At 52.1% G+C, this 12,053-nt stretch carries 12 protein-coding genes; all 12 read right to left on the bottom strand.

What is annotated here, in order from left to right; genetic code table 11:
• Positions 1–11: 11 nt before the first annotated feature.
• Complete coding sequence (locus N0M98_RS19810) at positions 12–1,121, bottom strand: response regulator (RefSeq protein ID WP_259618923.1); 1,110 nt, start codon at positions 1,119–1,121, stop codon at positions 12–14.
• A 592-nt stretch (positions 1,122–1,713) separates the two neighbouring features.
• Positions 1,714–2,268 (bottom strand): DUF1697 domain-containing protein, encoded by a 555-nt coding sequence (locus N0M98_RS19805; RefSeq protein WP_310944048.1) that lies wholly within the window; start codon positions 2,266–2,268, stop codon positions 1,714–1,716.
• A gap of 181 nt (positions 2,269–2,449) precedes the next feature.
• Entirely contained in the window at positions 2,450–3,565 is a 1,116-nt protein-coding gene (locus N0M98_RS19800) for an ATP-binding protein (RefSeq protein WP_249865283.1), read from the bottom strand.
• Positions 3,566–3,851: 286 nt separating this feature from the next.
• Entirely contained in the window at positions 3,852–4,103 is a 252-nt protein-coding gene (locus N0M98_RS19795) for a hypothetical protein (RefSeq protein WP_249865284.1), read from the bottom strand.
• A 602-nt stretch (positions 4,104–4,705) separates the two neighbouring features.
• Positions 4,706–5,299 carry a hypothetical protein gene (locus N0M98_RS19790; RefSeq protein WP_249865285.1) on the bottom strand — a complete coding sequence of 198 codons (594 nt, stop codon included), beginning with the start codon at positions 5,297–5,299 and terminating at the stop codon, positions 4,706–4,708.
• A gap of 427 nt (positions 5,300–5,726) precedes the next feature.
• Positions 5,727–6,602, bottom strand: a complete 876-nt coding sequence (locus N0M98_RS19785; protein WP_259618922.1) for an Rpn family recombination-promoting nuclease/putative transposase — start codon at positions 6,600–6,602, stop codon at positions 5,727–5,729.
• A 179-nt stretch (positions 6,603–6,781) separates the two neighbouring features.
• The gene (locus tag N0M98_RS19780) at positions 6,782–7,576 is read right to left on the bottom strand and encodes an SDR family NAD(P)-dependent oxidoreductase (protein WP_249865287.1); all 795 of its coding nucleotides are present in this window, start codon (positions 7,574–7,576) and stop codon (positions 6,782–6,784) included.
• A 74-nt stretch (positions 7,577–7,650) separates the two neighbouring features.
• On the bottom strand, positions 7,651–8,811 hold the full coding sequence (locus N0M98_RS19775) for a UxaA family hydrolase (protein WP_249865288.1): 1,161 nt from the start codon (positions 8,809–8,811) through the stop codon (positions 7,651–7,653).
• Positions 8,812–8,949: 138 nt separating this feature from the next.
• On the bottom strand, positions 8,950–9,270 hold the full coding sequence (locus tag N0M98_RS19770; protein WP_249865289.1) for a UxaA family hydrolase: 321 nt from the start codon (positions 9,268–9,270) through the stop codon (positions 8,950–8,952).
• Positions 9,271–9,413: 143 nt separating this feature from the next.
• On the bottom strand, positions 9,414–10,337 hold the full coding sequence (locus N0M98_RS19765; RefSeq protein ID WP_259618921.1) for a fumarylacetoacetate hydrolase family protein: 924 nt from the start codon (positions 10,335–10,337) through the stop codon (positions 9,414–9,416).
• A gap of 79 nt (positions 10,338–10,416) precedes the next feature.
• The gene (locus tag N0M98_RS19760; RefSeq protein WP_259618920.1) at positions 10,417–11,190 is read right to left on the bottom strand and encodes an SDR family NAD(P)-dependent oxidoreductase; all 774 of its coding nucleotides are present in this window, start codon (positions 11,188–11,190) and stop codon (positions 10,417–10,419) included.
• Positions 11,191–11,222: 32 nt separating this feature from the next.
• Positions 11,223–11,981 (bottom strand): IclR family transcriptional regulator, encoded by a 759-nt coding sequence (locus N0M98_RS19755; protein ID WP_259618919.1) that lies wholly within the window; start codon positions 11,979–11,981, stop codon positions 11,223–11,225.
• Between the last annotated feature and the right edge of the window lie 72 nt (positions 11,982–12,053).

The raw sequence follows: 12,053 nt of genomic DNA, 5'->3' as shown, positions 1-12,053 counted from the left end.
CCCCAAACAAATTAAGCGAAGCTTTGATACAAGCGCACGGTCTCTTCTTCCAGCTCGACGCCCAAATTTTCCCGCACCGCATGATCGAGCTGCCGGAATATTTTTAACGCCTCGTTGCGTTTGTCCGTATTGATGTACAGTTGGATTAAATCCCTGCCGTCCTTCTCCGAATCGGGAGAAACGTCCAGAACGCGCCGTAAGCTGTCTGCCGCAAGCACAACGTTCCCGTTTCTCATAAAATGGCTGTACGCGATTCTTAACGTCCGGATATATCTGGATTTGAGGTCCTCCCGCTTCCACATCGCCCAGTCGAAATCGCAGTCCTGCAAATATTCCCCTTTGTGCAAGGCGTTCATTCTCTCGTACTGTTTCTCGTTCAGGGCTTCCTCGGCCGCCGCCGTTTCCGCTATAGCAATAAACTCCTCGACATCGCTTTTCATTCCGGTTGCATCGATAGCATAACCTCTGCCGATTTTATTGACCTTCAGATCGAGGCTGCTGGCCTGAAAGCTTTTGCGCAAGTATGAGATGCACGTATACAAATAAGTTCTCGCTTTAGTCAGCTCGGACTCCGGCCAAAGCGAGTTAAGAATCGTTCCAGCATCAATCTGATTCCCTTCGTGATGCATCAAATAAGCGCACAGCTCCCGTTCCTTATTCGTTTTCCAAGGAAGCAGCCCGCCAGCCGTATGGATTTGAAATCCTCCGAAGCACTGCACGTAGATTCCGGCTCCGCTTGCAGCCTCAACGCGGCTTTGGACAGAAACCGCCTTCGCAAGGCGCGATACGGTGTTGCGCAGCCTATCCTTGGTGAACGGCTTCAATAAGTAATCGATGGATTGGATTTCAAAAGCTTCCACGGCGTATTCGGAATAAGCGGTTGTAAACACAATCTGAATATGCGGTACGATCGCTTTGATTCGTCTAGCCGCTTCCACTCCTAATATACCCGGCATTTGAATATCCAGGAATACGGCATCCGCCTGCAAACCTTCCATAGCTTCAATCCCCTGCAGCGGATTCGTAAAACGTCCGGCAACCGTGACGCCATCGATCTCACGCAATAAGATCTCCAAAATATTCAGAGCATTCTCTTCATCATCGATAAGTACAACGCGCATGAACTGAAATCACTCCTTGTTAAAAACCGTTTTTACCGCATGCCGTAGCAAAATTAGCGGTCTGCAGAAACGTTGAAGGGGCGGAGTTGTTAAAAAGACTGGAACCGATTCCAAACATTTGCGCGGTATTTTGCTGTGTAGATTGTGACAAGCCCCAAAACGAAACGATACTTCGAAGGTGATTCCGTCCGCATCCAGCTTCGGCTAGATCTAACTTTTCGCCGCACTTCGACATCCTTCGCTAAGAGGATTATACACCGCTGAATCTGAATAAATCCACTGCTTCGACACTTAAATTAAAATTTTTCCTACCGGGGAAGTGTGCGATTGTCCGTTTGAAGCGGCTTAATCCGCCGGCAGAGTTCGAGCGCCTCCGGACTTACCCGAGAGGCTCTCCAAAAAATGGCCCGCATCATTTCAAGCTTTGCGCAAACCCGCTCCGCCATGTCGGATACGGCGGCGACCGGCCGTATTTCCTCTGCCGCCGCGAGGACAGCCTCGCGGTCGAACGCGTCGATAACGACAGTTTAGCCCCCTCAAGATGATCTTAAGCGCCATTATCATTGATGCGCACGTTCGATCCGCTCGCTCGTTATGCCATCGCCGTTCCTAAAGCCAGCAGTTTATTGACCGTCTTCCAATTGCGCACGGTAACCGGAACGTCCAGCTTGTGCAGGTTTATCGCCAGCTTGGAATCGCGTACGCTGTAGCGGAACAGAAGGTAAACGTCGCGGCCGTCGATGCGGTACTTATCGTTGTCGGTCCTGTATTCGCTCAGCCGTTCTGCCTTTTCAGGCAAAGGCGCTTCAGGCATAAATGCAACATACAGACTCTCCGCATCGGACGCCGCCTCCGCTTCGGCAATTTCCTCATCCGAGAACGGGCACCCGGCGGCAACCTTTTTCCACTCATCCAGCGTTCTTACCACGACGGCGACGGCGAACCCGAGCCTCGCCTCCAGCTCGCGCTCCAGCCGCTGGCGCAGCGGCCCCTCTTCCTCATCGGCTTCAAACAAAACATTGCCGCTTTGAATATAAGTTTGAACCCGACCTAGACCCATCTCTTCCAAAATCGTTCGCAAGTCGGCCATTTTAACCTTATTTTTGCCGCCGACGTTAATTCCTCGCAACAACGCTATGTAAATCATTATCCGGCCTCCTTATTTATTTAACGCATCCCCGCCGTAATTCACAGCCTCAGCCGTTCTCCTCCGTGCGAGCGGCCCCGGCCAGACAGGCGGCCGTCCGAGTGCGAAACAACTCAACTATCCTCGCGTTCCAGGACGCTCTCGGTACGGCTGCCCCATATGACCTTGTAACGGAAAGAAGTTATTGAATGCGAATCCGCAGCCCGGGATAAGCCTCTCTCAGCTCTGCGGCACGCGCTTCGATCTTCGCTTTATCGAACCGTCCGGCGAACAGCTCCTGCTCGGGCTTAAACGTCACGCTCGTACCGGTATCATTCGTCTCGCCGACCGTCATAAGCCCCGATCTCGGAATGCCGTGCCGGTATTCTTGCCGGTAGATCCCCCCATCCCGGCGGATTTCCACGCTCAACGAATGCGACAGCGCATTGACAACCGCGATGCCGATCCCTTTCTCCGCGCCGGGCGCTACGAACGAAGATGCGGAATGACTGAACATATCCATCTTCGTCAAAATAGACTGCACCGTAGGCTGACCGGTTTGCGGCAGCAACCGAGTCGGAATGCCCCGGCCGTTATCCGCAACGGTCGCGCTGCCGTCGTCATGTAAATAGATGCCGACCTCGCTGCAGTAGCCTGCCTCATGCTCTTCAAGCGAATTGTTGACGACCGCCCACAGAAGCTGATGGAGATCGTACCCTTCCTTGCTGGATGCACCCAAATAGCTGTGCGCTTCGTCGCGCGCTTCGGTCATAGCGATATAATCGCTGGTATCGATTAAATCCGACATAGCGGACAACAGCAGCAAAATAGAAAAGCGGCGGTGAGACGGGATCGTATAGCGGCCTCCCCGTTCTTCCTGCACAAGCAGATCCGCACCGGTCAAAGCCTTCAAATGATGGTATAATTGCCCGGTCGTTCCCATATTCAGCCGTTCTACCAGCTCCGCGCCGGTCAAAGCCTCATCCCATAGCTCCAGCAGCAGATCGAGCCTCTGCTTATGGCCGAGCGCAGCCAGCACCTTGGCCGCCTTGCCCCTATTAAGCCCCAGCAATTCTCGCGAGGCTTTCTCCTGCGGTTCGCAGCGCACCGTCTGCTCCCCGCTGCGGTAGTAGCCGGAGAAATACATGGCGCCAGCTTCCCCGCCTCCCCCTTGCACCAGCAGCTCCTTCTGCCGGTTATCGGCTGTTCCGGCCTCGGCAGACTTCACTTCCGCACCGGCCATGCTTCGCACAAGCCTTTCAAGCTCCGCCATTTGCGCTTTCAGCGCATCCAACTCCGCACCATAATCCCGGTTCATCTGGAGAACCACACTCCCTTCATAGATTCAATAAACGCTTAGGAACTACGAAACGAACATAATCACAAAAATACGTATTTACGTAATTATGTTATTACGTATATTTTAAACTATCCTCTCAAGGAAGTAAATACCTACTTATCTGCGAACCGCGGATTTTTTTGAACGGTCTGACGGCAAAAGAAACCATGCCGCAACACGCTGTGCGCAGCTATGGTTTCCTTTTTAGCAAAGAACCGGGATACCGGCGGTCTGATTCGCCTCGATACCAAACGGCCCCGAGCGGTTAATCGGCTCGCTCCCCCGCATCATTATGATTTCCGGCATCTTCGTTATCTGCTGCGCCTTCACCGGCTTGATTGCCTACCGCAGCGCCGATAATACCGCCCGCCACCGCACCGGCAGGCCCTAATACGGAACCTACGACCGCCCCTACCACGCCTCCGCCTATAGCTCCGGCGGTTACTCCGGGGTCAACGTCGGCGAGATCGGGCCGATTGCGGGCCGAACGCTCATCTTGTTCTTTACGCTCGCTCATTCTTCTCACATCCTCTGCTCGTATAGGAAAATGCCGCTTCTTGCCAATTTCCCTATTCTTAGCTTGTCCCATTCATACGTGAAGGATTCTTGTGCTAGCTGCGGTTCTATGGAGAAATCCGTTTTTAAAAATAGTATTGCGTCTACTATCGGAGCACAGGAAATATTGATAGTTTTGCATATTCTATATTAAAGAAAGCAGGGGAGGTGAGAATATGTACGCCATACTATCCGTTTTGTCCCAAATCGGCTTAGGCACCTTGATTCAAGTTGATTCCTTCGGCGTTTCTCATATCGGCAACTATGGGGGATGTCAAAACGGCGCGGTCGTTTTAAACAATGTAGCGTCCGGAACGGGGAATACTGTTCATATTGCCATCACATCGATTATAGCGATTCACACTCTCTGAAAATGGAGCTGCAGCAGGGCGGGGAAAGAGCAGAGCCACCTCTTCGCCCTCTATTTTTTTGCTTCGCCGCATGTCATCGGCAGAGACCCGCAGCCGCACAAAAAACCAAGAGCTCCGCCGAGTCCCTTGATTTTTTAACAGCCTGGGTAGTATGCCGCGCGTATGGATAATCACGCTCCTTTTACAATCCATTTTATACAAGCATCAGATGCTTGAACTGCTCCATCGCGATGTAATAGCGGAATTTGTTCAAATCTTCGGGAGAAATGCCGTGAATCTCCGCGCCGTAACGAATCGTACGTTCCATAATATGCGCGTAGCGAACAATAAGCTTCGGATGAATGCACTCATCGTCGCAAATCAACATGCTGTCGTAAACATAATGCATCCGGATGGAAAAATCATCGACCTCAAATCCGAGGCCGTACCGGCTCACATCGGTAATACGTACGGCCGTCGTCTTGAAGTCCTCGCTAATGGTTGCAAATGTGTTCAGCCTAAAAGGGCTGACCGCCGGCTTATCTTCATTTAACCAGGCTTCGACTTTACACTCCGGCCTTGCTTTTATTTGGAACAATTCCGAGTCGACAGGAGCCAGGAGCACCTTGGATTGGGAATGATTCAGTATTCTCATCGATTGACGGCTGCTTTTATCGAAGCACAGCACCATCTCTCCGTTGATGAGAGCATGATCCTCCCGGAGCGTAACCTCCATGAGCCCATGCTGATCGTAACCGACTTGGCCCTGGTACACCTTACCTTTGTGAAGCAATTGGATGTCTTTCATACAAACCACCTCCTAAACTTTCGGCAATGAAGGTCGGCATCTTTAACGGCTGCTGCGTTTTGCCTTTGACGAATCGTTGCTGATCATAGTTCTACTATAGGAGATAAAGTTTTAAAAAGTATAAGACAATTATTAGGAGATTATTAGAATTTATGTCGCAATTTAGCGAATATTGTCGATTTCTCCGTTTGATTTATTAACAATATGTCCCTTTTCCTGATAAAACCTAACATCACTTCCGTACTTTATACCTACGGCGCATTTGATTCGAGACTTGCGTTGGTACATAAGGCGGGAGTTGAGGGTAAAATTTCGCCCTTTCCTCCACCGTTCCCTCTTTGGTCCCGCTTTTGGGCTGCAATCCCTTTCCGTCAATATCGCAAAAAACAGCCGGCTCCTGCAGCGCGGCTGTCTTGTTATATTTCATTTATTTAAGAGAGCCGAGCGTGCTGATCTCTTCTGTCGACATTCCCGTCGCCTTGGCTATGGTTTGAATATCGATTCCCAGCTCCAAAAGCTTGAGCGCCGTTTCCGCTTTGCCTCTTTCTATGCCTTTTTCTATGCCTCTTTCTATTCCAATAGCCAGCCCTTCCTCCAAAGCCCCTTCAATCCGCGATTTTTCATCGCTAAGCGCCTTCATACGGGCGTCGTAAGCCATCCTTGCCGCCGCATCCTGACTCAAAAATTCCAATGTATCCATCGCCTTTTTCAACATCGGCTCATTCATCGTCAACACCTCCCAGTTGGATTTGTCCGCACCCTTCAGGAACATCAGCCAATTGACCAGTCCACCTCTGTCCAGCGGAACGAATTGTTGATCCAGCTTCGTAAGCTCTATCACATGAATCTCGATATCGTCCAAAAGCGGAATCCCTGTGTGATCCTCTCGCAAATGGAATACGCTGTGGTAACGGTCATTCGGCAGGCTGGAATAATTCAGAATATTGATCGTGACGCACTTTTTCAGCTTCGTGTAATTGCTGCCCTTCGGAATCTGATGGTAGTACATCTCAGACCAGTAGAATAAAGTTCGCTTCTCCATATGGTATGGATTGAATAACTGCATCTCAATGTTCAAAAGCTCCCCTTGTGCAGTACGGGCCTTGATATCCATAATCGATTGTTTATCATCGGGGCTGTCTGGCTCCGTATATGGATTCAGCAGGATAATCTCCGTTAGCGGGGGCTCGCCGGCATCCCGAAACGTACTGTTCAAAAATGCCAGCAGCACATCCTTGTTATGCTCACTGCCAAATATGCGTTTAAAAATAATATCCACACGGGGATCAAGCATGTCTTGCATCGCAAAATCAACTCCATTCCTTTCTTGTTTATTATATCATTTTCAAGACGGTATAATAAAGAAGTACAAAGTACGGCTAATAATAACGTTGGAATGACCTGATTTGGAAGCTGCCCCTGTAAGCGAAAAAAAGCCCCTCGGATTAAATCCCGAGAAGCTTGAGCCTGCGATTATTTTTATTAATGCTCCATATGATCTTCAGGCTGAGCCGCTTTGACTGTCAAGCCGCCGTCAACCATCAGCAAATGGCCGTTGATCTGCATAGCCTCATCCGAAGCCAGAAATACGACGGCGTCGCCGATTTGGCGGGCCGTTCCAAGACGTTTCATCGGATTCGCTTCGATCTCTTTGGCGCGAATTTCCGGATCGGCCAAGAAATCGGTACACATATCGGTGTCGACCGTACTCGGGCCTACCGCATTGACGTTAATGTTATATTTGCCCAGCTCGATAGCCATGCCTTTGGTCAGCATGTTCGCGGCGGCTTTAGACGACTGGTAATGCGGGATGACCGGACTTGTTACGACAAGGCTTGCCGTAGAGAGGACGTTGACGATTTTGCCGTAGCGCTTCTCGATCATTTTCTTCGCAGCCAGCTGAGAGCTTAAGAAAATCGACTTTACATTCGTAGCGTACGTGCGGTCCCATGTTTCTTCCGTTACTTTCATAAACGGTTCGAACGGAGCGATCCCCGCGTTGTTCACCAAAATTTCAACGTCGCCCAGCTGCTCCTCCACTTGCTTGAACATCGCTTCCACTTGAGCCTTGTTGCCCACATCGGCTTGCACGACGATCGCTTTGCTGCCCAGCGCCTCGATCTGCTCTTTGACTTTCTCAGCCAATGCGCGCGAACGGTCCGACGTATAGTTAACGGCTACGTGCGCGCCTTCTTCCGCGAGACGAATCGCAATCGCTTCGCCGATTCCCCGACTGCCGCCTGTAACCAGAGCTACCTTATCTTTTAATCTTGCCATCTTCACGAATCCCCTTTCGCGTGAATACAACCTTATGGACTGCTCAGCGCAGTCATGTGACGCATCCGGATAGATTACAAGCTAGGCCCGATCCGGTTAATACTGAACTCGGTATGGCCGAGCACTTCCGCTTTCGTCAGCTTGCCGCTCGCAACCGCTTTGATCTCTTCCCAGATTTGATTGCCCGCGTCTTCGAGGCTCAAAGTCCCTTCCAGCATATCGCTGACGTCGATATCCATATTATCGCTCATCCGCTCGAACATCCGTTTATTTCCGGTAATTTTGATAACAGGAATGACTGCGGAGCCGGTTGGCGTCCCGCGGCCGGTCGTGAAGCAGACGAGATGAGCTCCGCCGGCGGCCATTCCGGATACGCATTCGATATCATTTCCCGGGGAATCCATGAAGTACAGTCCGTGCTTAGGCAGCTGCTCCGCATATTCGACGATACCCTTGATCGGCGCATTGCCGCATTTGCTGATACAGCCCAAAGATTTCTCCTCGATCGTCGTAAGTCCGCCGGCAATATTGCCCGGACTCGGATTGCCGCCTCGCATATCCGCGCCCATCCGCTCGACTTCCTTCTCGAAACGCTCGACGATATGGTATAACTGCTTCTCCGTCTCCGGTGTCGCGCAGCGGGAAGCAAGCACATGCTCCGCCCCGATGATCTCCGTCGTTTCTCCGATAACGACGCCGCCGCCTTGCTGGATCAGCGTATCCGCCGCCGCTCCAAGCGCAGGGTTGGAGGCAAGGCCTGATGTCGCGTCCGAACCGCCGCATTTGACGCCGATAATCAGCTCGCTGAAAGGAATCGGCTCCGGCTGCATCGCATCGAGCTGAGCGCGCATTTTCTTCGCCAGCTCGGTTCCATGCTGAATCGCTTTCACCGAACCGCCGACCGACTGAATGTCGAATACTTCGACGAGCTTGCCCGTCGGTCTGATCGCCTCTGCCAGCTCATGAGGATCGATCACCTCGCAGCCGAGGCTGATAATGATGACGCCGCCGACATTCGGGTTTTTCCCTGTCCCCGCCAGCACCTCGAACGTGCGTTCTTTGTCCGCTCCGATCTGGCTGCATCCGTGCTGATGCGGAATCGCTACCGTATCCGGCACCATTTGGTTGATTCGGCTGCACACTTGATTGGCGCAAATAACGGTCGGAATAATCAGCAAATGATTGCGAATCCCTACATCGCCGTTCGGTCTTCTGTAACCCATCATGTGACTCATATGTTCTCCTCCTAAAAGTTTTCGCAAGAAAACTGACTTCGTAAGCGTTAACTAAAAGTTTTCGCAAGAAAACTGGCTTCGTAAGCGTTATAAGAAAACGTTTCTTGCGTAAACATTGCGCTTACTCTCTAATGTATATTATGCTTTGACCGCCTGATCCCCGCGGCCGCGAATGCCTTCAACGTTATGAATATGAACGTGCTGCCCCGCTTTAATGTCCGCTGTTGTCCGGCCGATCACCTCGCCGTATTTGCGAATATCGGTGCCTTGAGGAATATCCTCGATCGCCAGCTTATGGCCGAAAGGGATTGCATCAACAAGCACAATCTCATGCACTTGATCCTGCTTGCGGTAGCTTACCTTCTGTCCTTGCTGCAAATCTTTGATGGCCGTAGCCACGTGGTCTCTGGCGTCCATGACCAGCGCGTCGGCTCCTGCTTCGATATGATGTGCTGCCATTGTTTTGACCTCCTAAGAGCTTTCCGTAAGGAAAGCTATCTTCGTTAGCGAATAGTGAATGCGCCGAGCTGCGAGCGCGCGGATCGTTCCTCCGATCGCCGCTTCTCCGGAACGATCGCGTCTGTCTGCCGCGTCTTCGCCGTTTAAACCTGCTCCGCGACCATTTTGTTAGTCAGCGAGCCGAGCTTTTCAATCTCGATCGTAACGACATCGCCGTCTTTTAAATAGACGCGCTTGTCTTCAGGCAGACCGAGCACGACGCCTTCCGGAGTTCCGGTCAAAATAATATCGCCCGGAACGAGCGTCATATGCTGCGAAATATAGCTGACGATTTCGTCGCAGTAGAAAATCATATCGGACGTGTTTGAATTTTGGCGAACCTCTCCGTTCACGATGCAGCGGACGGCAAGATCGTTCGGATTGCCGACTTCGTCCGCTGTGACAAGGTAAGGACCGAGCGGGCTGAAGCCGTCGCAGCTTTTGCCGAGCAGCCATTGATGCGTGCGCATCTGCAGATCGCGCGCAGACAAGTCGTTCACATTGCAATAGCCGAATACATGATCCAGCGCCTGCTCCTTGGAGACGTACTTCGCTTCTTTGCCGATGACGATAACCAGCTCGGCTTCGTAGTCGACTTGATCCGTAACCTTCACCGGAAGCGGTACGTCGGCCCCGTGACCGGTCAGCGTATTGTTGAACTTGTTGAACAGAATCGGAAACTTCGGAATCGGAGCGTTCGTTTCCTCGGCATGCTTGCGGTAGTTGAGCCCGACGCAAATGATTTTGTTCGGATGAGTAACGCAAGGGCCGAGCGTCAGATCGGATTCGGCGAGCAGATATGCCGCCGCCGTGCGTCCGGCCGCTCCCGCCAAAGCCTGATCCACATACGCTTGCAATGCCGCTACCGCCTGCGCGCCTCCGTCGATAACCTCATGCACCGTTTGCGGCACGGATTGTCCCGCCCCGGCGGGAACGGCTTGCAGAGCCGCGGCGATATGTACGATGCCCTGCTCCGTTTTCACTCCGAGCGTTTGCTGGCCGTTCTCGATAAAAGTAAGAAGTTTCATAATGGCATACCCTCCATAATAGTATGAGTCCTTATCGGTTGATAATTTGATCCAATAACGGCAGTTCCTAACGGACGGTTTAGGCGTTTTTGCCGAAGACGACGCCGCCGTCGATGTACAGCGGAGAACCCATCATGAACTTCGATTCGTCCGAAGCCAGGAACAACGCCGCTTTGGCGACATCCTCGGGTCTGCCCAGATCGCCGCTCAGCTGGCGCGATTTGAGCGATGCGTAAGCTTCTTCCTGATTGTCGTACGATTTTTTCAAATAATCTTCGACAAAAGGCGTCAGAATCGTTCCCGGAAGCAGCGCATTCACGCGGATTTGGTATGGCGCATAATCGACCTGCATGGACTTCGTCAACGCAAGCACCGCCCCTTTGGTTGCGGAGTACGACGCGCGTCTGGCTAGTCCTATCTCTGCGATACAAGAGGACATATTGATGATCGACCCGTTGCGCCGCTCCATCATATGCGGAAGCACATACTTGGAAGGCAAGTATACGCCGCGGATGTTGATGTTAATGACGCGGTCCCATGCGTCCGGCTCGACCTCGTGAATGGCTCCGACTCCGCTGACACCCGCGTTGTTGAACAGCACGTCAATGCGCCCGTAAGCGGCGATCGCCTGATCGACCATCGCTTTGACCGAGTCGGGATTCGTTACGTCGGCTTGCAGAAAAATCGCTTCGCCTCCGGCTTGCTTAATTTCTTCTACCGTTTCTTGCCCTCTTTCTTCGAGCAAATCATTGACGATAACGGCCGCTCCTTCGCTGGCGAAAAGCAGAGCCGTGCTCTTCCCGATGCCCGAGCCCGCTCCTGTAATCAACGTTACTTTATTCTGCAATCTCAATTGCTTCACGTCCCTTCCGGAATTATTAATCGCTATTGGCAGTTGCCTTGGGACAACCTGCCCGCAAGCGCGCAAATCTCCCTGCTTGCCTGCTCCCTCTTCTGCTCCCATTCATGCTGAAACATCGAACAGCTGATCGCCGCTATGACTTTTCCTTGCGCGTCCCGCACCGGGGCGGCCACACAGCAGAAACCCATGACGGCTTCCTGAAGATCGCAGGCATGACCTTGATCCCGTATGGCCGCCAGCTGTTCCATCAACTCGCGGCGCGACTTGATGGTATGCAAGGTTAGCTCCTGGCCCAGCTCCTCATTCGGGTATAACGCCTCAACCTCGGCCGGATCAAGCGCAGCCAGCATTGCTTTGCCGAGCGCCGTCGCGTGCGCGGGAAGCTTCATCCCCGGCTCCGAGGCGAGCCTGACAGGCGAAGGCATCTCCTCTTTGGCAAGATACAGTACATCCCGCTGCTCCAGCTTGGCGAGCTGAATCGTCTCCTGAATCGTATGCTTGGTTACGGAGGCTTCCTTGCGGAAGCGGTCGATCAAACTGAATTGCTTGAAAAAAACATTCCCAATAAAACCTAGCTTCGATCCAAGGGAATACGTGCCCTCGGCTTCGCGCACAACCCACTCCAGCGTTTCCATCGTATTGAGCAGGGAAAACATCGAGCTCTTATTAATGCCGAGCTGCTTGGATAAATCGATAAGCTTCAGCTTGGAAGGCTGCCCGGAAATGGCTTGAAGCACGACGTCCGCCTTCTCCAAGGCGGGCACCCAGTATTTCTTTTCCATGGCTCCTCCTGATAAAACACGCCGATTTGGTTTTTTATACAAAACCACGGTTTTGTATAATTGACACCTTCA

It is taken from the genome of Paenibacillus doosanensis (genome assembly GCF_025060755.1).
Taxonomy (GTDB): domain Bacteria; phylum Bacillota; class Bacilli; order Paenibacillales; family NBRC-103111; genus Paenibacillus_S; species Paenibacillus_S doosanensis.
The sequence above is the reverse complement of the archived record's forward strand: the minus strand, read 5'-3'. Positions and strand labels throughout refer to the sequence as shown.

What these genes read in the sequence shown, in the direction of transcription:
- N0M98_RS19780 (WP_249865287.1), bottom strand. Translation starts at nt 7,576, where the DNA reads ATGGCAAGATTAAAAGATAAGGTAGCTCTGGTTACAGGCGGCAGTCGG.
- N0M98_RS19775 (WP_249865288.1), bottom strand. Translation starts at nt 8,811, where the DNA reads ATGAGTCACATGATGGGTTACAGAAGACCGAACGGCGATGTAGGGATT.
- N0M98_RS19800 (WP_249865283.1), bottom strand. Translation starts at nt 3,565, where the DNA reads ATGAACCGGGATTATGGTGCGGAGTTGGATGCGCTGAAAGCGCAAATG.
- N0M98_RS19755 (WP_259618919.1), bottom strand. Translation starts at nt 11,981, where the DNA reads ATGGAAAAGAAATACTGGGTGCCCGCCTTGGAGAAGGCGGACGTCGTG.
- N0M98_RS19805 (WP_310944048.1), bottom strand. Translation starts at nt 2,268, where the DNA reads ATGATTTACATAGCGTTGTTGCGAGGAATTAACGTCGGCGGCAAAAAT.
- N0M98_RS19770 (WP_249865289.1), bottom strand. Translation starts at nt 9,270, where the DNA reads ATGGCAGCACATCATATCGAAGCAGGAGCCGACGCGCTGGTCATGGAC.
- N0M98_RS19790 (WP_249865285.1), bottom strand. Translation starts at nt 5,299, where the DNA reads ATGAAAGACATCCAATTGCTTCACAAAGGTAAGGTGTACCAGGGCCAA.
- N0M98_RS19785 (WP_259618922.1), bottom strand. Translation starts at nt 6,602, where the DNA reads ATGCAAGACATGCTTGATCCCCGTGTGGATATTATTTTTAAACGCATA.
- N0M98_RS19765 (WP_259618921.1), bottom strand. Translation starts at nt 10,337, where the DNA reads ATGAAACTTCTTACTTTTATCGAGAACGGCCAGCAAACGCTCGGAGTG.
- N0M98_RS19795 (WP_249865284.1), bottom strand. Translation starts at nt 4,103, where the DNA reads ATGAGCGAGCGTAAAGAACAAGATGAGCGTTCGGCCCGCAATCGGCCC.
- N0M98_RS19810 (WP_259618923.1), bottom strand. Translation starts at nt 1,121, where the DNA reads ATGCGCGTTGTACTTATCGATGATGAAGAGAATGCTCTGAATATTTTG.